The sequence below is a fragment of the Streptomyces sp. NL15-2K genome, from assembly GCF_030551255.1.
Taxonomy (GTDB): Bacteria; Actinomycetota; Actinomycetes; order Streptomycetales; family Streptomycetaceae; genus Streptomyces.
In genome coordinates, this window is record NZ_CP130630.1 from 10,434,216 (window position 1) to 10,455,027 (window position 20,812).

Here is a 20,812-nt window from a genome sequence, read left to right on the forward strand (position 1 = left end):
CGGACCGTGGGACTGATCGGAGAGGTACTGCTGCTGCCGTTCGCCCCGGTGCGCGGCAGCGCATGGGTGATCAGACAGGTGCTGGACGAAGCGGAACGCCTCTACTACGACCCGGCCACGGTCCGGGCCGAACTCGCCCAGCTGGAACAGCGGCTCGAGGAGGGCGAGATCGACGACGAGGAGTTCGACCGCCGGGAGGACGAACTCCTCGACCGGCTGGAGATCGGTCTGCGCGGTGGCGCGGGCACGGGTGACGGGACGGCACGATGAACCGAGCGGGACTGGGCCTCGCGGTAGGGGCCGGATACGTCCTCGGACGTACGAAGAAACTGAAACTGGCGTTCGCCGTCGGCACGCTCGTGGCCGGCAAGCGGATGCACCTGAGCCCTCGGGCGCTCGCGGACCTGGTGTCCGGGCAGCTGCGGAACAACCCGCAGTTCAAGGAGATCGGGGACCAGCTGCGCGAGGACCTGCGCGGTGTCGGCAAGGCGGCCTCGGGCGCCATGGTCGAGCGGCGGATCGACGCGCTCGCCGACCGGCTGCACGGCCGTACCGCCCAGGTCCGCGACCAGCTCGCGGGCGTGGTGCCGGACATGTCGGACCAGGGCTCCGAGGCCGAGGAGCGGGCGCGGGAGTACGACGAGCCCGAGGAAGAGCCGGATGAGGAAGCCCCCGCGCATGGCCGCAAGGCGGCGGCGAGGACGGCACCGCCTCCGGCGAGGAAGGCCGCCAAGAAGGCGACCGCGAAGACGGCATCGGCGAAGAAGACCCCCGCGAAGAAGACCCCCGCGAAGAAGGCCACTAAGGCGGCCGGCAAGACATCCGCCGGAAGGGCTCCCGCCAAGAAGGCCGCGGCCAATAAGGCCGCGGCCAAGAAGTCGGCCGCGAAGAAGGCGACCGCGGCCAAGAGCGCCGCCCGCGGCACCCGGGCCCGGCGGCCGAGGGGAGGCGGTGAACGATGACCGAGACCCTCGGGACGGCCCGGCACGCCACCGACCAGGCGAAGGGCAACCCGCTCACCGACGCGGCCCGCAGCGAGGCCGCCGACCGGCTCAAGGCGGAGGCGCGGGAGTACCTCGCCGTCCAGGCCCAGCGCCTGCTGGCCGGCGTCGGCCGCAGGCTCGGCGAGGCCACGGTCAGGCTCAACGACATCGCCGAGGGCAACAGCCCGGGCTTCGCCCGGCTCGCCCTGGACGGCGGCCGCAAGCTCGCCGAGGGCAAGGGGCCCGTGCGCGGCGCCCTGGAGATCGGCGCCTCCCGCGCCAAGGACAACGTGCTCGGCGCGCTGAAGAACCTCGGCGCGGGCAAGGGGAAGCGCACGGGCGGGGCGGGCAAGAAGCCGACCGTCATCATCGAGCACATCGACGTCGGCGTGCCGCTGCGCACGGCCTACGACCAGTGGACCCGGTACCAGGACTTCAGCACCTTCGCCAAGGGCGTCCAGAGCGCGAGCCGTGCCGACGACACCGCCTCCGACTGGCAGCTGAAGATCTTCTGGTCGAACCGCGGCTGGAAGGCCCACACCACCGAGCAGGTCCCCGACGACCGGATCTCCTGGACGTCGGAGGGCGCCAAGGGCACCACGAAGGGAGTCGTGTCCTTCCACCGGCTCGCCGATCACCTCACCCGGGTCCTGCTGGTGATCGAGTACTACCCCAAGGGCCTGTTCGAGAAGACCGGCAACCTCTGGCGCGCCCAGGGCCGCCGGGCCCGCCTGGACCTGAAGAACTTCGCACGCTTCATCACGCTGAAGGGAGCGGCGGACGACGGCTGGCGCGGCGAGATCCGCGACGGCGAGGTCGTCCGCAGCCACGAGGACGCCCTGGCTCAGGAGGCTCCCGAGCAGGACGAGGAGGCCTTCGAGAGCGAGGATGAAGAGGAAGAGGAAGAGGAAGGCCCGTACGCCGAGGAGGACCAGGCGTACGAGGACGAGGACCGGGGCGAGTACGACGAAGAGGAGCCGTACGGCGAAGAGGCGCCGCGCGACCAGGACGAGGCCGAGACCGAGACCGAGGACGAGCCCGAGGCCGAGTACGAGTACGCCGACGACGGCGGGAGCCGACGATGACCACCCCCAGCCGGCTGCCCGAGCCCTACGGTTCAGGCAGCGGTGCCAACCTCGCCGACATCCTGGAGCGCGTGCTCGACAAGGGTGTCGTCATCGCGGGCGACATCCGCATCAACCTGCTCGACATCGAACTCCTCACCATCAAGCTGCGGCTCATCGTCGCCTCCGTCGACAAGGCGAAGGAGATGGGCATCGACTGGTGGGAGGACGACCCGGCCCTGTCCTCACGCGCCCGCCGCGACGAACTGGCCCGGGAGAACGCCGAGTTGCGTGAGCGGATCGCCCAACTGGAGCCCGCCCGCACGCAGGAGGAGGCACCATGACCGGACTGCGGTACGTCTACGCCGTCTGCCGCCCCTTCGGCGCGGCCCTGCAATCCCAGCTGACGGGCGTCGCGGGTGATCCGCCCCGGCTGCTGCACCACCACGGCCTGATCGCCGTGGTCAGCCATGTGCCGGAGCGGGACTTCGCCGAGAAACCGCTCCGCGCCCATCTGGAGGACCTGGACTGGCTCACCCGGACCGCCCGCGCCCACCAGGGCGTGATCGACGCGCTCACCGTCGTCACCACGCCGCTGCCACTGCGGCTCGGCACCGTCTTCCGGGACGACAGCGGCGTACGCGTGATGATCGAGGAGCGGGAGGACGCCTTCAGGCGCGCCCTCGACCGGCTGGAGGGCCGGGTGGAGTGGGGCGTCAAGGTCTACGCCGAAACGGAGGAGCCGGAGCCCACGCCGGAGCGCCCGGAGACTGGCGGGCCGGCTCAGAAGGCGCTGTCGGGCCGGGACTATCTGCGGCAGCGGCGGCAGCAGGCCCGGGCGCACGAGGACCGGTGGCAGCGGGCGGAGGAATTCGCGAGCCGACTGCACGAAACGCTGTCCTCGTACGCCGAGGACTCCCGACTGCACGCCCCGCAGAATGCCGCCCTTTCCGGCGCCCCCGGACGGAATGTGCTCAACGCCGCCTATCTGGTGCCGCGCGCCGATTCCGAGGAATTCGTGGAACTTGTGGACCGTACGAAGGACGAGGCCCCCGGAATGAGAGTGGAACTCACCGGCCCCTGGGCCGCCTATTCCTTCGCGGGGGACATCGCGGGGAATGTGGCAGGTGATGTCGCAGGGGATGTGTCAAAGGACGCGAAGCGGGATGTGTCAGAGGACGCGAAGCGGGATGTGTCGGGGGACGCGGAGCGGGATGTGTCAGGGGACGCGGAGGATGCGGCGGGGGAGGAGGACCGGTGACGGTGATCGAGCGCCGTGAGGTCGCCCTCGTGGACCTCCTCGACCGGCTGCTCGCCGGCGGCGTCGTCATCACGGGGGACATCACGCTGCGCATCGCGGACGTCGACCTCGTGCGCATCGACCTCAACGCGCTGATCAGCTCGGTGAACGCGCAAGTCCCATCGCCCTGGGGGGAGCCGACGTGACGACCGGACGCAGGAACCGGATGGACCTGGACCCCGACACCGTCGAACGTGACCTGGTGAAACTCGTCCTGACGGTCGTCGAGCTGCTGCGTCAGCTCATGGAACGACAGGCGCTGCGCCGGTTCGACGAGGGCGACCTGACCGACGAACAGGAGGAGCGGATCGGGCTCACGCTGATGTTGCTCGACGACCGGATGACCGAGCTGCGCGAGCGCTACGGACTGCGGCCCGAGGACCTCAATCTGGACCTCGGGCCGCTCGGACCTCTGCTTCCCAGGGACTGAATCCCCGTCCCCGGAGACCGAATCCCCGGTCCCCGGGGACTGAATCCCAGGGTCAGTTCCTCACCGGTAACCGTTCACCACCTGTACCAGCGGCCCCTGCCTCCGGCCGCGGTCGTACCCCGCATCAGGAAGCCCAGAAGCCATAGCACCAGGACAGCCAGCGCAATCCACCAAAGCATCTTTACCGCGAATCCGGCACCGAAGAGAATCAGCGCCAGAAGCAGGACGATCAGAATGGGAACCATAATGTGAACCTCCTGCTTTCCGGGTTTCCCGAAAGCGGCGATTCAGGCTTCCTTGCGGCAGAGGATTTCTCCGTGCAGCACGCTGAACCAGCCCTCTTCCCGTTGTCCCCACTCCCGCCAGGCCCGCGATACCGCCCGCAGTTGCTCGCGGGTCGCGTGGCCGCCCTCCGTGGCCCGCTCCGCGTACGCCGAGGCCAGGGTGCGGTCCGCCCACAGGCCGCTCCACCACGCCCGTTCCTCGGCTGTGGCGAAGGTCCAGGTGCTGGAAGTGGCGGTGATGTCCGTGATGCCGGCCCGCAGCGCCCAGGACTTCAGCCGGCGCCCGGCGTCCGGCTCGCCGCCGTTGGCCCGGGCCACCCGGCGGTAGAGGTCCAGCCAGTCCTCCATCCCCGGTGACTCCGGGAACCAGGTCATGGCCCGGTAGTCCGAGTCGCGGACGGCGACGAACCCGCCCGGAGCAGTGACCCGCTTCATCTCGCGCAGCGCCCGCACGGGGTCGCCGACGTGCTGGAGTACCTGGTGGGCGTGGACCACGCAGAACGTGTCGTCCGGGTAGTCCAGCGCGTGCACGTCGGCGACCGCGAAGTCGATGTTGGTCAGGCCCCGTTCGGCTGCCGTGGCCCGGGCCTGGTCCAGGATGCCCGGCGCGTGGTCGACGCCGGTGACGTGTCCGTCGGGGACCAGCGCCGCCAGGTCGGCGGTGATCGTGCCCGGTCCGCAACCGATGTCCAGGATCTTCATGTGGGGTTTGAGCGAGCCGAGCAGATAGGCCGCCGAGTTGGCGGCGGTCCGCCAGGTGTGGGAGCGCAGCACGGACTCGTGATGGCCGTGCGTGTAGACGGCGGTCTCCTGCGGTTTCGACATGGCGGTCCCCTCTGGTCGTACCGGCGCACGAGGGTCTCGCGACCCCTCCGGCGATACGGATCACCGTACTCCCGTATGTCGAATGTTGAGACTAAGCGTCTTGGTATGTGGTCTGACAGGTAATCAGCTCCCTGGCAACGGACGATAGACGGTGAGCGCCTCGGGAAGCTTCTCCAACGTCACCTCGCCCTCCACCTCGGTGACTTCACCGTCGTAGGCCAACAACGTGCCCGGGGCGACACTGGCGATACGCAGACGGCCGACCTGGACCGCCGCGTGGGCGGGTGAGCGGGTCAGCGGCCCGGCGAGGGCCGCCGAGAGCAGCCGCAGGGCGGGCCGACGGCCGCCGTGCACGACCCGTACGTCGAGCTGCCCGTCCGCCAGGTCGAGACGGCGGCCCGGCGTGAGGCCCATCCGGTGGTACGTGCCGTTGCCGGCGAACAGCAGCCACAGCGGCCGTGCCTCGCCGCGGAACTCGGCCTCCAGCGGATGCCGGTCGGTCCGCACCACGCGCAGCGCCGCCAGCACGCCCGCCGGCCAGCCGCCGATCAGGTGCGACCAGCGTTCCCGCTCGCGCACCAGCTCGGGATACACGCCCAGGCTGCAGGTGTTGAGGAAGATGCCCTCCTTCGCGCCGCAGACGAACCGGGCGGCGTCCACGTGCACCCCCTCGCCCTGCTGGACGGCCCGGCTCAGATCGCGGACGCCTTCGATGCCGAGGTCGTAGGCGAAGTGGTTCAGGGTGCCGCCGGGCAGCACCGCGAGGGGCAGACCGTGCCGCAGGGCGACCTCGGCGGCGGCGTTGACCGTGCCGTCGCCGCCGCACACGCCGAGTGCCCGGGCGCGCGCCGCGGCCTTCTCCAACTCGGCGGGCACATCGGCCGGTTCGGACTCGACGACCTCGGCCGCGGGCAGGGCGGCCCGCAGCGCGCGGGCACGGTCGCCATTGCCCGAGGCGGTGTTGGCCACCACGACCAGGCCCGCGCCGTCCGGCAGCGCCGGAACGTCCGCGCGGGGCCGGGCCGGCGGCACGACCTGGGCCCGGGTCGGCACCATGCCGCGTACGGCGAACGCGGCGCCCGCGCCCAGGGCCGCACCCGCCAGAACGTCGCTCGGGAAGTGGACACCCGTGTAGACGCGGGACATCGCCACCGAGAAGGCCACCGGAGCCACGACCGCCCCCCATTTCGGCGACTCCAGGGCGACCCCGGTCGCGAACGCCGCCGCCGACGCGGAGTGACCGGACGGGAACGACGTGGTGATCGGCTGCCGCTTCAGCTGCCGGACCAGCGGAACCGGGTCCAGCACGGGCCGGGTGCGGCGCACCGAGCGCTTGCCGAGCGTGTTGATGGTCAGGGAGGCCAGGCTCAGGGAGGCCAGGCCGCGCGCGGCCGCCCGGCGACCCCGCGGGGTGCGGCTCGCGGCCATGGCGGCGCCCGCCGCGAACCACAGCACGCCGTGGTTCGCGCTCCGGCTCAGCCGCGGCAGGACCGGTTCGGCGGCGGGCCAGTGCCGCTCGGCGGCGAACTCGAACAGCCGATTGTCGAGGGCCAGCAGCCACTCGCGCAGCGCGTGATGGCCGGGCTTGGGGACGGTGAGGTCGACGTCTGGGCTCATGCCCATGCGTGTACCCCGGCCCGCGCGGTTCCTGTACGGCGCCACACGGGTCCTTCACCGGGGCGGGCCGCCGGAAATCCGCTTGTCAGCGCGGTCCCGCGACCGCAGACTGGCTCCCCATGGGACACCTGGAAGCCGCGCACCTCGAGTACTACCTCCCCGACGGCAGGGCGCTCCTCGGCGATGTGTCCTTCCGAGTGGGCGAAGGGGCCGCCGTGGCCCTGGTCGGACCCAACGGCGCGGGCAAGACCACCCTGCTCCGGCTCATCTCGGGCGAGCTGAAACCGCACGGCGGGAGCGTCACGGTCAGCGGCGGCCTCGGCGTCATGCGGCAGTTCGTGGGCTCCGTACGGGACGAGACGACCGTGCGGGACCTGCTCGTGTCGGTCGCGACACCCCGCATCCGCGAGGCCGCCGAGGCCGTCGACAAGGCCGAGCACGCCCTCATGACCGTCGATGACGAGGCAGCCCAGCTCGCTTACGCGCAGGCCCTCGCCGACTGGGCCGAGGCGCGCGGGTACGAGGCCGAGACGCTGTGGGACATGTGCACCACGGCCGCGCTCGGCGTGCCGTACGAGAAGGCGCAGTGGCGCCAGGTGCGCACCCTGTCCGGCGGTGAGCAGAAGCGGCTGGTCCTGGAGGCGCTGCTGCGCGGCACCGACGAGGTGCTGCTGCTCGACGAGCCCGACAACTACCTCGACGTGCCGGGCAAGCGCTGGCTGGAGGAGCGGCTGAAGGAGACCCGCAAGACGGTCCTGTTCGTCTCCCACGACCGCGAACTCCTCGCCCGCGCCGCCGAGAAGATCGTTTCGGTGGAGCCTTCTCCAGCCGGTGCCGACGCCTGGGTGCACGGCGGTGGCTTCGACACGTATCACGAGGCCCGGCGCGAACGCTTCGCGCGCTTCGAGGAGTTGCGCCGCCGCTGGGACGAGAAGCACGCGCAGCTGAAGAAGCTGGTGCTGAACCTGCGTCAGGCCGCCTCGATCAGCCATGAGCTGTCCTCCCGCTATCAGGCCGCCCAGACCCGGCTGCGCAAGTTCGAGGAGGCCGGGCCGCCGCCGGAGCCGCCGCGCGAGCAGGACATCAGGATGCGGCTCAAGGGCGGCCGTACCGGCGTCCGGGCCGTGACGTGCGAGGGGCTCGAGCTGTCGGGTCTGATGAAGCCCTTCGACCTGGAGGTCTTCTACGGCGAGCGGGTCGCCGTCCTCGGCTCCAACGGCTCCGGCAAGTCGCACTTCCTGCGCCTGCTGGCCGGCGACGACGTGGCGCACACGGGGCAGTGGAAGCTCGGTGCGCGCGTGGTGCCCGGCCACTTCGCTCAGACGCACGCCCATCCCGAGCTGGAGGGGCGCACGCTCCTGGACATCCTGTGGAAGGAGCACGCCCAGGACCGGGGCGCCGCGATGTCCCGGCTGCGCCGCTACGAGCTGACGGGCCAGGCCGAACAGACCTTCGACCGCCTCTCCGGCGGCCAGCAGGCCCGTTTCCAGATCCTCCTGCTGGAGCTGCAGGGCGTCACGGCCCTGCTCCTCGACGAGCCGACCGACAACCTGGACCTGGAGTCCGCGGAAGCCCTCCAGGAGGGCCTGGAGGCCTTCGACGGCACGGTCCTCGCCGTCACCCACGACCGCTGGTTCGCCCGTTCCTTCGACCGCTATCTGGTCTTCGGCAGCGACGGCCGTGTGCGGGAGACGACGGAGCCGGTGTGGGACGAACGGCGGGTGGAACGGGTCCGCTGACTGTCGGCTGTCGGCTGTCGGCTGTCGCCGGTCGCCGGTCGCCGGTCGCCGGTCGACTGGCGGTCAGCGGTCAGCGGTCAGCGGTCGACTGTCGACTGCGGACTGTCGACTCGCGTCCGTTCACGTCCAGCGCAGCAATGCCCCCAGGCCGCCCACCGGCGCCTCCTGCTCCGTCCTGGTCTCCGGCGCGGCCGCGGTCACCGAGATCGCCGGCGCGCCCGTCGCGACCGCCGAGCGGATCAGAGCGTCGTCCGCACGGGCCGGCCAGGAGTGCTGCTCGCCGAGGATCTTCAGGTCCGTACGGCGCACCGCCAGCTGGTCGGGGTCCTCGCCGATCCACACCTCGCGGTGTGCGTCGGGGCCGTCCGGCCGGATCAGCAGCTCGTCGATACGGTGCTCACGCGCCGCCTCGACCAGGGCGGGGACGCCCTCCACGGCCGCGGCGCGCCCGTCGTCCCCGGGTTCGCGGGCCGCCAGGAACCGCTCCAGCTCCCGCTCCGCCCGCTGTCGGACGTGTTCGGCGCGTGCCCGCTCCACATCCTCGTTCAGCAGCCTGCTGCCGGTGCCGTGCGAGGCCTCGACGACGAGTTCGTGCAGCCGCTTGGGCAGCCGCTCGTGCACGGAACGCCGCTCCCGCTGCTCACCGACCAGGATCAGCAGGTCGGCCCGCGTCTCCTCCTGGCAGACGGCGAGCGCGTCGGCGATCTCGGCCGCGTTGTGCTCCCAGGTGTTCTCCACCCGCAGCTGGAAGTGCCGCTCGGACCAGTCGGCCGAGCTCGTACGGTGTACGGGATACTGTCGACCGGCGACCGTACCGGCATCCCGTCGACCGAGCGCACTGCGCAGTTCGAAGTCGGCGCCCTTGCGGTCGATGTACGCCACGATGCACACCGGGTCCTCACCGGCCAGCTCCAGCAGCGGCGCGGTGTGCGGCAGGGGTGCCCAGTACGCGCTGTCGCCGTCCGGCGCCCTGGCCAGCGGCGGGTCCAGTACGACCTCGCCGGCCCGCGCGAACAGGGCCCGTCCGTGCGGTTCGGAGGAGTGCCGCAGCTCCTCCAGTGCCTCCTGCACGGCTCGGCAGGTCTCCTCGTCGGCGCCCTGGCGGGACAGTTCGCCGGACAGGGCCAAGGCCGCCAGATGCCGTTCGTGGGGCGTGTCCTCCGTATGCCGGGAGGTGTCGACGTACACGGAGGCCCAGGGCCCCGGATGTTCGTAGAGTGGATGCAGAAAAGCGAGATCCATGGCTCCCTCCCGGATGCCGCGTGGGGCTAGTGCTTGCCGGGCGGGTACCCGAACCGCATGAACGAACACGACGAGCGGGGCACCACCATGACCGGCATCGACCCCAACCGGCTGGACGACCAGCAGCTCATGAAGGAGCTGGAGACCATCCACCGCACGCGTCACGACACCCTCCTGTACGGCTCGAACGACGCGCTGCGGGCCCACAACGAGCGCATGGCGCAGTTGGAGGGTGAATACCTGCGCCGCAACCCGCGTCGCCCGGTCGCCGCGGGCCGCACCCGCGAAGGTGCCCGTGAACGCGAGAGCGGGGAGTCGACGACTCCCCGCAGCTGATCAGGTCCCCGACCTCCCCGACCTGGAGCCGGCCAGTGCCTGCCTGATGCCGGTCCGGCTCGCCGTGTCCGGGGTCGGCCGTCGGCTCAGCAGCGCAGCGGCGGCCGGTCCCAGTGCCGGTGCGCCGCGACGGCGTCCACGAACGCCCGGAGGAACTCCTCGCTCGCGGTGCCCGGCGAGGTGTCCGTCACCACACCCTGGTCGGTCACCACGCGGTGGAACTCGGTGGACAGCCTGAGCCCCTCCGGTTCCAGCGACGAAAGGATCCCCACGCCGGAGCCGAGCGCGCCCACCGGCTTCCCGTGCCGGTAAGCGTCCCGGACGAAGCGCATCGCGTCCTGATCGGCGGTGGTCGGCGGGGTGCCCACCGGTCCGCCGGGCAGCAGGACGGCGTCATACAGTACGGACGCTACGGTCGGCAGTGCGCGGTCGACCGTATACAGTTCACCGCCGGCGCCCTCCACCGTGCCGTCCGTCGCCGCCAGCGCCTCCACGATCGCGCCCTCGGCGGCCAGCGCCTCCCGCGCCGACGTCACCTGTTCGGCGTCGACGCCGTCGGTGACGAGCACCGCGATCTGCCGGGTGCGGATCGTGCCGTCGCCGCGCAGCGACTCCAGGCTGAGCGCGGGAGAGGCCGCCTTGTGCGCGGTCTCCTGCTCGGACGGCTCCGGCACCCCGATGCCGCGCGCCACCGCCGTCGCCAGCTCGCCGTCCACCTTGCCCAGGTGCTCGACCGTACGGGCCCGGACCGTCATCGCGCCGACCTTGCCGAGCTCGAACCGGAAGGCCTCCACGATGTGCTGCTTCTCCCAGTCCGCCATGCTGTTCCAGAACAGCGCGGCCTGGCTGTGATGGTCCTGGAAGCTCGGACTGCGCCGCCGGATCTTGTGCCCGTCCACGCGCTCCGCGTGGTGCGTGAACGCGTGTCCGTCCACACCCGCGTGGGCCGGGCAGCTGCCGCCGAGCGAGTTCGGGAAGTAGTTGGTGCCCCGGTGCAGGGCGCTCTGGTGATAGCCGTCGCGCTGGTTCGTCCGTACCGGCGCCACCGGCCGGTTCACCGGCAGCTGCGAGAAGTTGGGGCCGCCCAGGCGGATCAACTGGGTGTCCAGGTAGGAGAAGTTGCGGGCCTGGAGCAGCGGGTCGTTGGTGAAGTCGATGCCCGGGACGACGTTGGCCGTGTGGAAGGCGACCTGCTCGGTCTCGGCGAAGAAGTTCTCCGGGTTGCGGTCCAGGACCATCCGGCCGATCGGCCGTACCGGCACCTGCTCCTCCGGGATGATCTTCGTGGCGTCGAGCAGATCGAAGTCGAAGGCGAACTCGTCCTCCTCCGGCACGAGCTGGACGCCCAGCTCCCACTCCGGATACTCGCCGGCCTCGATCGCGTCCCACAGATCCCGCCGGTTGAAGTCCGGGTCGCGGCCCTGGCACTCCTGCGCCTCGTCCCACACCAGCGAGTGCACGCCCAGCTTCGGCTTCCAGTGGAACTTCACGAACGTGCCGCGCCCCTCGGCGTTCACGAACCGGAAGGTGTGCACGCCGAAGCCCTGCATCATGCGGTAGCTGCGCGGGATCGCCCGGTCCGACATCAGCCACATGATCGCGTGCAGTGTCTCGGGCTGGAGCGACACGAAGTCCCACAGCGTGTCGTGCGCGGAGGCGCCGGTGGGGATGTCGTTGTGCGGCTCCGGCTTGAGCGCGTGCACGAAGTCGGGGAACTTGATGCCGTCCTGGATGAAGAAGACCGGGAAGTTGTTGCCGACTAAGTCGTAATTGCCCTCCGACGTATAGAACTTGGTGGCGAAGCCGCGTACGTCCCGCACGGTGTCAGCCGACCCCTTGGGGCCCTGCACCGTCGAGAACCGCACGAAGACCGGCGTCTTGACGGAAGGGTCCTGGAGGAAGGCCGCACGGGTGAACTCCGCGCAGGACTCGTACGGTTCGAAGTAGCCGTACGCGCCCGCGCCCCGCGCATGCACCACCCGCTCCGGGATCCGCTCATGGTCGAAGTGGGTGAGCTTCTCCCGGAAGTGGAAGTCCTCCATCAGCGTGGGCCCGCGTTCGCCCACGGTCAGCGAGTCGTCGGTGTGGTCGACCTCCACACCCTGGTCGGTGGTGAGCGGGCCGGCCGCCGGGTCGTCCGCGCGGAAGGCCTCCCGCTGGTCCTGCTTGCGGTCATTCGGGAAGGCCATCAGGCGGCCTCCCCGGTGAACACGTCGAGGAACGCCTCGCAGAACGCCTTCAGATCGTCCGGCCTGCGGCTGGTGACCAGCTTGTTGTTTCCGTGGTCGCAGATCTTCACCTGCTCGTCCACCCAGGTGCCGCCCGCGTTGCGGATGTCCGTCCTGACACTCGGCCAGGACGTCAGCACCCGGCCGCGTACGACGTCCGCCTCGACCAGCGTCCAGGGGGCGTGGCAGATCGCGGCCACCGGACGGCCCTGCTCGAAGAAGTCCTTCACGAACGACACCGCCTTGTCGTCCATCCGCAGGAAGTCCGGGTTGGCCACCCCACCCGGAAGGACCAGCCCGTCGAAGGAGTCGGCGGACGTCTCGCCCACGACCTCCTGCACGGGGAACGTGTCCGCCTTGTCGAGGTGGTTGAAGGCCTGGATCTTCCCCGGCCTCGTCGACACGAGCACGGCCTCGTGGCCGGCGTCCACCGCGGCCTGCCACGGATCGGTCAGCTCGATCTGCTCGACGCCTTCCGGTGCCGTCAGAAATGCGATGCGCATGATGGTTCAACGACCTTTCATGAAAAGCTTCTTGGAGCGCGGCGCTCGCCAGTGAGCCTCGTCGCTCGACGCGCGCTTCTTCCGAGTCCCGGCCGCCCGCCGGCAGCGCAGCAGCTCCTCGCCGTACGGCAGGAGCACACAGGTGCCGATCGCGGCGGCGATGCCGACGAGGTAGCCGGGCGACAGCGGGCGCCGGCGCGGCACGAGGCGCCAGGCGTCCGGGTCGCCGCGGCCGCCCCGCAGCAGTGACCTGACCTGGTCGGCGTGCAGACACATCAGCGAGGCCAGCGCGCCGAACGGCAGCGACTCCAGAAAGCTGTGGATGTGCTGCTCGACCGGCTTGACCTGGCGCTCGCTCTTCACCGCCGTGCGGACGTCCCACAGCGCGGTCGCCTCGTGCACCGCGGCCCCGCCCAGCTGTACGGACAGCAGCAGCGGGTTGACCTCGTAACGCAGCGTCAGCGCGATCGGTACGCCGACCTCGGTCATCATCAGCGTGGGGGCACCTCCCACGCCTTTAAGGCAGTGGGGGAGGATCAGGGACTCCTTCGTCCCCGCCGTTTCCTCGATCCGGGTGCGCCGGTGCATCACCCAGTCGGCGAGACCGGGCACGAACCAGCTGGGCAGCAGCCCGTACAGCAGGTAGCGCGTGGTCACGTCGCCGACGTCCACGGTGGCTCCCGCGGCGGCGATCTCGGCGGCCTGGTCGCGACCCCGGCTCATAGGCGCCCCCGCCCGTCGTCCGGCAGGGCCCGGCTGATGTCGGCGAGTGCCGAGTCGGGATCCTGCGACTCCGCCAGGTCCCCGAGGCTCACCATCCCGACCGGCATGCCGCCCTCGACGACCGGCAGCCGGCGCACGGCGTGCTCGCGCATCAGCGCGACCGCCGCCGACACCGGGTCGTCCGGGGCGACCACCACCGGATCCGGCGTGCACACCGCCTGGGCACTCACCGTCAGCGGATCGGTGCCGTCGGCGACGGCACGCACCGTGATGTCCCGGTCGGTGAGCAGACCGACGACGTGCTGCCCGTCGGCCACCACGACATCGCCGATGTCCTGCGCGCGCATCAGCTGCGCCGCCTCGACCAGCGAGGCGTCCGGGCGGACGGCGACCACACCGGGTGTCATGACCTCCCTCACGAAATCGGCCATCACTGCGGGCCCTCCCTGCGGGTCACTGCCCGCGCCAGCTCCTGCACGTTGGCGTAGCGCTCCTTGCGCGGCAGCCGCTCCAAGGCCTCCACGAGGGCGTCGGGCGCGTTCTTGCGGCGCAGGACCCGCGCCAGGTCCGCGGCGGGCGCGGGGAACACGCTGCGGCCCAGGATCCGGGCCAACTCCAGCCGGACAACCTCCAGCGACGCTCCGGAGCTCCCCGGTGCCACCGGCCCGCCCGCGATCTCCGGATCGTCGTCGGCGGTCGGTTCGGGGTCGTGCCACTCCTCGGTCCGCGTGGGGTGCCCGGAACGGAGCAGCCCCTGCAGTTCGTGCTTCATCTCGTCGTCACGGTGGCGGCTCAACCGGTCGCTGCCTCGCTGCATGTCTCCCTCCAGACCTTCCGGGGTGGGCACCGCGTACCCGTAGACCGGAAGCCGACACGGGGTTTGCAAGCCGGATGACGGGAGACCCGGCCCACACCCCCCGCGCACATCCCTGGGGAAGGACGCTCCATGGCGATGCTCGCTGTGATCATCCCGCTCCTCATGCTCGGCGTGGTGCTGGCACTGGGCCGATACGAGGAACTGCTGCTGCCGCAGGACTCCGGTCTGGGTGCCGACCGGCCGGATCGGGCCGGACCCCTTGGGGTCGGGTCCGCTCCCTTCAGACAGTCGCTCCCTTCAGACAGTGGTGCGGTCGTCGGGGTAGTCGGCGCTGAGGGTGACGTCGCGCCATGCGGTGAAGTTGGTTTTGAGGGCGTCGAGCCGGGCCAGGGCGACGTCGAGGGCGACCTTGCCCAGGAGCAGGCGCAGCGGGGGGTTCTCGCACTGCACGGCTTCGATGATGGCGGTGGCGGCGCGTTCGGGGTCCCCGGGCTGGTGCCCGTAGGTGTCCAGGGTGCTCTTGCGGCGGGCGCCGGCGGTGTCCGCGTAGTCGTCGATCCGCGTGGCCGACTGGCGCATGGAGGGCCCGGACCAGTTGGTGCGGAAGGCTCCGGGCTCGACGATCGTCACGTTGATGCCCAGCGGTGACACCTCGGCCGCGAGTGATTCGGAGAGTCCTTCGACGGCGAATTTGGTGGCGTGGTAGTAACCCGTGGCGCCGAAGGCGGTCAGGCCTCCGAGAGAGGAGACGTTGACGACGTGCCCGCGGCGGCGGGCGCGCATTCCGGGCAGAACGCGGCGCGTGACATCCACGAGGCCGAAGACGTTGGTGTCGAACAGGGCGCGGACCTCGTCGTCCTCGCCCTCCTCGAGAGCCGCGAGGTAGCCGTGGCCCGCGTTGTTGGCGAGTACGTCGATGTGACCGAAGGACTCCTTCGCGGCCTCGACGGCGTTGTCGATCTGTTGGGCATCGGTGACGTCGAGCGCGAAGCCCAGCGCTCGGTTCTCGTGGCGGGCGACGATGTCCGCCACTGCCTTCGGGTCGCGGGCGGTGACCACCGCTCGCCAGCCCCGGTCGAGAACCGCGTCGGCCAGGGCGCGGCCGAGTCCGGTTGAGCAACCCGTGATGAACCAGACGGGCGTGTCATCTATAGACATAGGGGATATGTCCCTTCGAGGAGCGTGTCGTTGAGGGGGACGCCACGGCGCACGGGCGCGGCGGCCTCCGAGGAATGGCGACAGGGGCGAATTCAGTCGCCTGTGGCGAGGTCCTGCTGTACGGAATCCGAAGCTCGTGCCGTCTCCGTAGCGGCGAGGCTGCCGAGCAGCGACAGTGCGTGGGCTGAGGGGCTGCCGGGCTCGGCCCGGTAGACGACGAGTTGCTGACCCGGTGCGCTGTTGATGGTCAAGGACTCGTAGTCCAGCGTGAGTTCGCCGACGACCGGGTGCCGGAAGCGTTTGGTCTCATGCCTCTTCTGACGGATGTCATGACGCGACCACAACGTGCGGAACGCTTCGCTCTTGAGCGACAACTCGCCGACCAGCTCGATCAATCGCGGATCGTCGTAGTCGGTTCCCGCTGCCTCGCGCAGGCCGCCGACCGTGTTGGCGGCGACCCGGTCCCAGTCCGGGTAGAAATCCCGGGCGTCGGGGTCGAGAAACACGAGCCGCATCAGGTCTCCGCTGTAGGTGTGGCCGGCGAACAGGGCGCCACCCAGGGGATTGTGGGCCAGCACCTCCATACAGCGCCCCAGAATCACGGCAGGTGTGCCGGCCCAGCCGTTCATCATCTGCCGCAGAGCGGGACTCACCCGCTGACGCCGGGCGTTCTTGCGGGAACGTCCCGGCACGGGCCGGGCCAGCCGGTGCAGATGGGCAATCGCGTCGTCGTCCAGCAACAGCGCGCGGGCCAGCGCGTCGAGTACCTGTACCGAAGGGTTCCTTTCGCGGCCCTGTTCCAGGCGCACGTAGTAGTCGGTGCTCAGCCCGGACAGCATGGCCACTTCCTCCCGGCGCAGGCCCGCCACGCGGCGGCGGCCGATCACGGGCACGCCTTGTTCCTCGGGCTGCACCAGGCCGCGTCGAGCTCGCAGGAACTGTCCCAGAAGGTTGTCGCTGTCCATGCCATCGACAGTAGCTCCGCACCACATCGCACACAGCTGCCCAAGGTGGCCGCGATACTCCTAGGGACGTGGCCTGGAAGGAACGGCCAGGGACGTGACGAAGGTCGGCCTATCGCTTCACCGGCGTCCGGCCGTGGGCGCTCCGATCAGTGCGGTTCGCGGACGACGGCGACTCCTCCGGGCGGGATGGTGACGGTGCCGGTGACGGGCGTGCCGGTGAGGAGTTCCACGCCGTCGGCGGGCGCCTCGGCCCCCTTTCCGGCGTGGTCGATGAGGAACAGGTAGTCGGCTTCGCTGCCGCGGCGCCGGACGACCACGACCCCGTTCGGTGCCTCGTGCTCCGGTGTCACGCCGGCTTCCCGGACGATGCGGTGGAGCAGGCCGGCGAGCGTGTCCGGGGCGGGGTGGGTGGCCAGGTACCAGGCGGTTCCGCGGCCGTGGTGGTGGCGGGTGACGGCGGGGTGACCGGCCGGCGACCCGTCGGCGAAGGTGGCGACGGCCCGTGCGCCCGTGAGCCGGACCCGTTCCGACCACAGGTCGGCCGTGGCGCCCGGAGGCACCTCGCCGGCCAGGCCGGTCGTCTCTCCGGGCAGCAGGGGGAAGAGCTCGTCGGTGATCACCCCGAGGACATCACGGAATGCGCCGGGGTAGCCGCCGAGACGCACATGGGCGTTCTCGTCGACCATGCCGCTGTGGAAGCCGACGCCCACAGGCGAATCCGAGGCCGTGCGCAGTGTCCTGGCCGCAGGCGTCGAAGAGGTGGTCATCAAGCGTGGCGCACGCGGCGCGACCACCTTCACACGCGGCGCGACCACCTTCACACGCGACGGGGCAACCGACCGCGCGGCGCGAGAGGTTGACGCCGTCGACCTGGTCGGCGCGGGCGACGCCTTCGTGGCCGGCTACCTGTCCGGGCTCCTCCACGGCGCGGACATCCCGGCCCGTCTGCACCGAGCCGTCACCACCGCGGCCTTCGCCGTCGCCACCCGTGGCGACTGGGAGGGCCTTCCGACGCAGGACGAACTGAGCCTGTTCGACCAGCCGGACGGCACGACCTTGGGTGTACTGGCAGTACACCCCAACCTGCCCGGCTCGGTCGTACGGTCGAGGTGTGGACAACCGTGACGAAGTCCGCGAGTTCCTCACCTCGCGGAGAGCCAAGATCACCCCCGAGCAGGCCGGGCTGCCCGCCGGCAGCCGGCGCCGCGTGCCCGGACTGCGCAGGAGCGAGGTCGCCGCGCTGGCCGACGTGAGCGTGGAGTACTACGCCAAGCTGGAACGCGGCAACCTCTCCGGCGCCTCACCCGCCGTGCTCGAAGCCGTCGCCGGTGCGCTGCGGCTCGACGACGCCGAGCGCACCCACCTGCTCCACCTCGCCAGGCCCAAGAAGGCTCCGACACGCTTGCCCGCCCACGGGCGCGCTCGACCAGGCAGCGGACCTTGCACGAGAGCCTGCGATGGACCCTGGACGCCGTCACCGCCGGGCCGGCGTTCGTCGTCAACGGCCGGCTGGACGTGCTCGCCGCCAACCAACTCGGCCGCGCCTTCTTCAGCGACCTCTACGAGGGCGGCATGAAGTCGCCGAACTTGGCCCGCTTCCAGTTCCTCGACCCCGCGGCCCGCCGCTTCTACCCGGACTGGGACCACATCGCCGGCATGACGGTGGACGTGCTGCGCACCGAGGCCGGCCGCAACCCGCACGACAAGGACCTCCACGACCTGGTGGGCGAGCTGTCCACCCGCAGCGACGCCTTCCGCACTCGCTGGGGCGCCCACAACGTCACCCACCACGGCACCGGCATCAAACGATTCCACCCCCCGGTCGTCGGCGACCTCACCCTCGCCTGGGAAGCCCTGGCGCTGGCCGCCGAACCCGGACTCACCCTCACCATCTACACCGCCGAACCCGGCTCACCCTCCGAGGAAGGCCTGAGCCTGCTCGCTTCCTGGGCCGCCACCCAGGAAGCCGCCACCGGTTCTCCCCTTCGGCCTCCGCCCTCTCCGCCAGATTGACCGCCGAACGGGAAGCCATCGGGGCCGCACCAACCACACAGAGGGGAGACGACTGACATGGCACTGATTCTGGTGACCGGGGCATCCAGCGGCCTCGGGCGCAACACGGCGAATGCGTTGGCCGACGACGGGCACGACGTGGTCGTCCACGTCCGCAACCCGGACCGCCTCACCGACGCGGGTGACACCGCCCGGTGGAAGGGCGTCGTCACCGGGGACCTGGCCGAGCTGGAGGAGATCCACGGAGTTGCCCGGCAGGCCGCTGAGTTCGGCCGATTCGACGTCGTCATCCACAACGCCGGCGTCTTGCACTCTCCGGAGGCGATCACCGTCAACACGGTCGCGCCCTACGTGCTGACGGCCCTGATGGACAAACCGGCCAGACTCATTTACCTCAGTAGCTCCATGCACCGAACCGGCTCCACCGACCTGCGACGGCTGACCGACGGCATCGCTTCCTACGACGACAGCAAACTGTGGGTCACCACCCTCGCGCTTGCCCTCGCCTCCCGGTGGGAAGGAACCTCGAGCCATGCGGTCGACCCCGGGTGGGTTCCCACACGCATGGGTGGTGCCGGCGCATCGGATGACCTGGTCGCCGGGCACCAGACACAGGTGTGGCTCGCCACCCACCATGACGTGACCCCGGGCACCGGCGGCTACTGGTATCACCAGCAGACACAGACACCACATCCTGCGGCGCAGGACGAAGAGTTCCAGGCTCGCCTCATCCGAGTCCTGGAGAGCCGCACAGGCGTCCAGCTTCGTCCGTGACGCGAGCGCAACTGGCGGACGCGGAGCGGAATTTGGCGCTTGGCGACTGTCCGCAACCGCTTCCGGAGTGCCATGGCCATGCATGTAGTCTCGGTCTTGATCAATCGTCTCGTGGTTTGGAGGAAGTACCAATGACGAAGGCCCCGTTCGTCGCCATGGCCGCAGCTACCGCGGCGCTTGGGACTGCGCTTGGTTCCCTCGCGCTTGAGCTGCGCGCAGAGGGCTATGAGCAGTACGTCGAAGACGTAGCCACCTTCAGCGTCCTGATGTACGTCACCGCGGCTCTGGTCGTGGTGGCATGGGTTCGAGACGGTCGGCCGCACTCGAACTGAGTTCTTCGCGGACGCAGGGATACGGCCGAGGTCGGACTTCTCGACCGCGGCGACCCCGTCGACCGCTGTGACGATGGGGGCGGCTCAGGCGGCGGGGGTGGTGATCGCTCCGGCCACGACCGACCGCGGCTCACCGGCGCCGAAGGCCGCTGTGCCTTCACCACCAGGGGGTTCCGGGTTCCTCCCGTCGCATGGGCAGGGTGTCGGGGTTGCTGATGCGTGGGGAACCGGGTGCGCAGCTGGGACTGTTGACTCTTCGTCGGGGGCGGAGCCGTCCCGGCCGCTCTGGAAGACCTCCTCGAACAGCGGCATGACCGCCGCCGCCAGGGAGGCGCCGGTGGTCGCCTGCACCACCTGCAGCAGGTCGGTGGCTGTGGTGAGGTCCTGGATGGTCAGTTCCTCTCCCTCGCGCATGCGGACCAGGGCGTCCCTGAACGCCTCGACGAGATGTGCCGCGCGAGGGTCGGACAATGCCGGGTCGTTGTCCCACGGACCAGTGGGCGTGGTCATGATGGTCTGCTCCTTGGAAGGCGGGTCAAGGATCACCGACGGGGTCGGTTCAGGACAGGCGGTACGGCGTCAGCCCTTGAAGATCTGCTCGGCCTGGTCGCGCTTGGTGGTGTGCAGGTCCCAGTAGACGGGGGAGATCTGCTCGGGCTTGGCTGTCGGGAATCCGGGGACGACCGACATGCCGATCGACACGTCGATGGCGGCGTGGGCGGCCTGGATGCCGGTGCCGTTGAGTTCTTTGTGCAGGTTGATCGCCCAGTTGCGTAGGGCTGCGGCGGCGGTGTTGACGTTGCCGACCTGTGGTATGGGGTCGATGGAGCCGGCGCCGGTGGTGTAGAGCAGGGTGCCTGTGCCGGCGGTGCGCATCGCGGGCAGTACCGCGTGGGTGGCGGTGATGGCTCCGTACAGCTGGAACTCGATCTCGTGTTGTACGTGCGGCGGTTCGGTGTCGGCCGGTGTGGTCAGGGTGGTGGAGCCGAATGTCCCCACGGGGGAGTACTCCAGTACGTCGATGCCGTCGAACTGGGTGGCGGCGTCCTTGAGGGCCTGGGTGAGTGCGTCGCGGTCGAGTACGTCCGCGGGGAACGCGGCGGCGGTGATGCCTTCGGTGGTGAGCTTGCCGACGAGGTCGTCGAGCTTGTGGCGGTTGCGGGAGATCAGGGCGACGTCCAGGCCGTGGGAGCCGAAGGTGCGGGCGATGGCCAGGCCCAGCTGGGGGCCGGCTCCGACAATGGCGATGCTGGTCACAGCAAGACCTTTCGTAAAAAGGGTGCGGTTGGGTCGGCAGAAGGGTGGGGGTGGGTCGGCGATGAGGGGTGAGGTGGGTGGGGTGGTCTTGCCGACGCCGTTGCGAGACCACTCCGCCTTTCGGATAGACCTATCCATTTCGCGATCCGGATAGGCCGATCCGTATTTCTTTGGGTGAGCGTAACGCAAAATCGGATAGGCCTATCCGATTGCTAGACTGGC

24 protein-coding genes and 3 pseudogenes are annotated in these 20,812 nt (G+C 70.3%); 13 read left to right on the plus strand and 14 right to left on the minus strand.

Annotation, left to right across the window (positions count from 1 at the left end; genetic code table 11):
- The first annotated feature begins 6 nt into the window (after nt 1-6).
- From Q4V64_RS45540 to Q4V64_RS45570, 7 genes are read left to right on the plus strand one after another with little or no spacing between them, the layout of a single operon-like run.
- Nucleotides 7-270, plus strand: a complete 264-nt coding sequence (locus tag Q4V64_RS45540) for a gas vesicle protein GvpG (protein ID WP_124437898.1) — start codon at nt 7-9, stop codon at nt 268-270.
- On the plus strand, nt 267-962 hold the full coding sequence (locus Q4V64_RS45545) for a DNA primase (RefSeq protein WP_124437897.1): 696 nt from the start codon (nt 267-269) through the stop codon (nt 960-962). The genes Q4V64_RS45540 and Q4V64_RS45545 overlap by 4 nt, the downstream gene beginning before the upstream one ends.
- Nucleotides 959-2,068, plus strand: a complete 1,110-nt coding sequence (locus Q4V64_RS45550; RefSeq protein WP_124437896.1) for an SRPBCC family protein — start codon at nt 959-961, stop codon at nt 2,066-2,068. The genes Q4V64_RS45545 and Q4V64_RS45550 overlap by 4 nt, the downstream gene beginning before the upstream one ends.
- Complete coding sequence (locus Q4V64_RS45555; RefSeq protein ID WP_124437895.1) at nt 2,065-2,391, plus strand: gas vesicle protein; 327 nt, start codon at nt 2,065-2,067, stop codon at nt 2,389-2,391. The genes Q4V64_RS45550 and Q4V64_RS45555 overlap by 4 nt, the downstream gene beginning before the upstream one ends.
- The gene (locus Q4V64_RS45560; RefSeq protein ID WP_124437894.1) at nt 2,388-3,308 is read left to right on the plus strand and encodes a GvpL/GvpF family gas vesicle protein; all 921 of its coding nucleotides are present in this window, start codon (nt 2,388-2,390) and stop codon (nt 3,306-3,308) included. Before Q4V64_RS45555 ends, Q4V64_RS45560 begins: the two co-directional genes overlap by 4 nt.
- Nucleotides 3,305-3,493 (plus strand): gas vesicle protein, encoded by a 189-nt coding sequence (locus tag Q4V64_RS45565; RefSeq protein WP_095747942.1) that lies wholly within the window; start codon nt 3,305-3,307, stop codon nt 3,491-3,493. Before Q4V64_RS45560 ends, Q4V64_RS45565 begins: the two co-directional genes overlap by 4 nt.
- Nucleotides 3,494-3,513: 20 nt before the next feature.
- Nucleotides 3,514-3,777 (plus strand): gas vesicle protein K, encoded by a 264-nt coding sequence (locus Q4V64_RS45570; RefSeq protein ID WP_124437913.1) that lies wholly within the window; start codon nt 3,514-3,516, stop codon nt 3,775-3,777.
- 74 nt (nt 3,778-3,851) lie between these two features.
- Here Q4V64_RS45570 and Q4V64_RS55735 read toward each other — a convergent pair whose 3' ends face one another.
- The 3 genes from Q4V64_RS55735 to Q4V64_RS45580 form a co-directional block, all read right to left on the minus strand.
- The gene (locus tag Q4V64_RS55735; RefSeq protein WP_124437893.1) at nt 3,852-4,022 is read right to left on the minus strand and encodes a hydrophobic protein; all 171 of its coding nucleotides are present in this window, start codon (nt 4,020-4,022) and stop codon (nt 3,852-3,854) included.
- Between the two features lie 42 nt (nt 4,023-4,064).
- The gene (locus Q4V64_RS45575) at nt 4,065-4,886 is read right to left on the minus strand and encodes a class I SAM-dependent methyltransferase (RefSeq protein ID WP_124437892.1); all 822 of its coding nucleotides are present in this window, start codon (nt 4,884-4,886) and stop codon (nt 4,065-4,067) included.
- 123 nt (nt 4,887-5,009) lie between these two features.
- Nucleotides 5,010-6,503: a bifunctional phosphatase PAP2/diacylglycerol kinase family protein gene (locus tag Q4V64_RS45580; RefSeq protein WP_303714490.1), complete on the minus strand. Its 1,494-nt coding sequence runs from the start codon at nt 6,501-6,503 to the stop codon at nt 5,010-5,012.
- A gap of 119 nt (nt 6,504-6,622) precedes the next feature.
- Between Q4V64_RS45580 and Q4V64_RS45585 the strand changes: the two genes are divergently transcribed.
- Nucleotides 6,623-8,242 carry an ATP-binding cassette domain-containing protein gene (locus Q4V64_RS45585; protein ID WP_124437891.1) on the plus strand — a complete coding sequence of 540 codons (1,620 nt, stop codon included), beginning with the start codon at nt 6,623-6,625 and terminating at the stop codon, nt 8,240-8,242.
- Nucleotides 8,243-8,362: 120 nt separating this feature from the next.
- On the opposite strand, the gene Q4V64_RS45590 is transcribed toward Q4V64_RS45585, so the two are convergent.
- The gene (locus tag Q4V64_RS45590) at nt 8,363-9,484 is read right to left on the minus strand and encodes a Vms1/Ankzf1 family peptidyl-tRNA hydrolase (protein WP_124437890.1); all 1,122 of its coding nucleotides are present in this window, start codon (nt 9,482-9,484) and stop codon (nt 8,363-8,365) included.
- A 57-nt stretch (nt 9,485-9,541) separates the two neighbouring features.
- Here Q4V64_RS45590 and Q4V64_RS45595 point away from each other — a divergent pair, with 57 nt between their 5' ends.
- Nucleotides 9,542-9,820 carry a DUF6158 family protein gene (locus tag Q4V64_RS45595; RefSeq protein WP_124437889.1) on the plus strand — a complete coding sequence of 93 codons (279 nt, stop codon included), beginning with the start codon at nt 9,542-9,544 and terminating at the stop codon, nt 9,818-9,820.
- Between the two features lie 86 nt (nt 9,821-9,906).
- Here Q4V64_RS45595 and Q4V64_RS45600 read toward each other — a convergent pair whose 3' ends face one another.
- The 8 genes and pseudogenes from Q4V64_RS45600 to Q4V64_RS45635 form a co-directional block, all read right to left on the minus strand.
- On the minus strand, nt 9,907-12,009 hold the full coding sequence (locus Q4V64_RS45600; protein ID WP_124437888.1) for a catalase: 2,103 nt from the start codon (nt 12,007-12,009) through the stop codon (nt 9,907-9,909).
- Nucleotides 12,009-12,551: a type 1 glutamine amidotransferase domain-containing protein gene (locus tag Q4V64_RS45605; protein ID WP_124437887.1), complete on the minus strand. Its 543-nt coding sequence runs from the start codon at nt 12,549-12,551 to the stop codon at nt 12,009-12,011. Before Q4V64_RS45605 ends, Q4V64_RS45600 begins: the two co-directional genes overlap by 1 nt.
- A 6-nt stretch (nt 12,552-12,557) precedes the next feature.
- Entirely contained in the window at nt 12,558-13,274 is a 717-nt protein-coding gene (locus Q4V64_RS45610) for a diguanylate cyclase (protein WP_124437886.1), read from the minus strand.
- Complete coding sequence (locus tag Q4V64_RS45615; protein WP_124437885.1) at nt 13,271-13,705, minus strand: CBS domain-containing protein; 435 nt, start codon at nt 13,703-13,705, stop codon at nt 13,271-13,273. Before Q4V64_RS45615 ends, Q4V64_RS45610 begins: the two co-directional genes overlap by 4 nt.
- A complete protein-coding gene (locus Q4V64_RS55740) occupies nt 13,705-14,091 on the minus strand; it encodes a DUF2795 domain-containing protein (protein ID WP_124437884.1) in 387 nt (128 codons plus the stop codon). The genes Q4V64_RS45615 and Q4V64_RS55740 overlap by 1 nt, the downstream gene beginning before the upstream one ends.
- A 297-nt stretch (nt 14,092-14,388) precedes the next feature.
- Nucleotides 14,389-15,249 carry an oxidoreductase gene (locus tag Q4V64_RS45625; protein ID WP_124437883.1) on the minus strand — a complete coding sequence of 287 codons (861 nt, stop codon included), beginning with the start codon at nt 15,247-15,249 and terminating at the stop codon, nt 14,389-14,391.
- 92 nt (nt 15,250-15,341) lie between these two features.
- Nucleotides 15,342-16,214, minus strand: coding sequence for a helix-turn-helix transcriptional regulator (locus Q4V64_RS45630; protein ID WP_124437882.1), 873 nt, complete (start codon nt 16,212-16,214; stop codon nt 15,342-15,344).
- Between the two features lie 146 nt (nt 16,215-16,360).
- Nucleotides 16,361-16,924: pseudogene (locus tag Q4V64_RS45635) on the minus strand (beta-galactosidase trimerization domain-containing protein); the annotation flags it as partial.
- 4 nt (nt 16,925-16,928) lie between these two features.
- Between Q4V64_RS45635 and Q4V64_RS45640 the strand changes: the two are divergent.
- The 4 genes and pseudogenes from Q4V64_RS45640 to Q4V64_RS45660 all read left to right on the plus strand — a co-directional run.
- Nucleotides 16,929-17,273: pseudogene (locus tag Q4V64_RS45640) on the plus strand (PfkB family carbohydrate kinase); the annotation flags it as partial.
- 52 nt (nt 17,274-17,325) lie between these two features.
- A pseudogene (locus Q4V64_RS55745) lies at nt 17,326-18,227 on the plus strand (helix-turn-helix transcriptional regulator).
- 57 nt (nt 18,228-18,284) lie between these two features.
- Nucleotides 18,285-19,001: an SDR family NAD(P)-dependent oxidoreductase gene (locus tag Q4V64_RS45655; RefSeq protein WP_124437880.1), complete on the plus strand. Its 717-nt coding sequence runs from the start codon at nt 18,285-18,287 to the stop codon at nt 18,999-19,001.
- Between the two features lie 131 nt (nt 19,002-19,132).
- Nucleotides 19,133-19,333 (plus strand): SCO3870 family protein, encoded by a 201-nt coding sequence (locus tag Q4V64_RS45660; RefSeq protein ID WP_124437879.1) that lies wholly within the window; start codon nt 19,133-19,135, stop codon nt 19,331-19,333.
- A gap of 84 nt (nt 19,334-19,417) precedes the next feature.
- Here the strand turns inward: Q4V64_RS45660 and Q4V64_RS45665 are convergent, their stop codons facing one another.
- Together Q4V64_RS45665 and Q4V64_RS45670 are read right to left on the minus strand one after the other, a co-directional pair.
- Nucleotides 19,418-19,843, minus strand: coding sequence for a hypothetical protein (locus Q4V64_RS45665; protein ID WP_124437878.1), 426 nt, complete (start codon nt 19,841-19,843; stop codon nt 19,418-19,420).
- A gap of 69 nt (nt 19,844-19,912) precedes the next feature.
- Nucleotides 19,913-20,590: an SDR family NAD(P)-dependent oxidoreductase gene (locus tag Q4V64_RS45670; RefSeq protein ID WP_124437877.1), complete on the minus strand. Its 678-nt coding sequence runs from the start codon at nt 20,588-20,590 to the stop codon at nt 19,913-19,915.
- Nucleotides 20,591-20,812 lie beyond the last annotated feature (222 nt).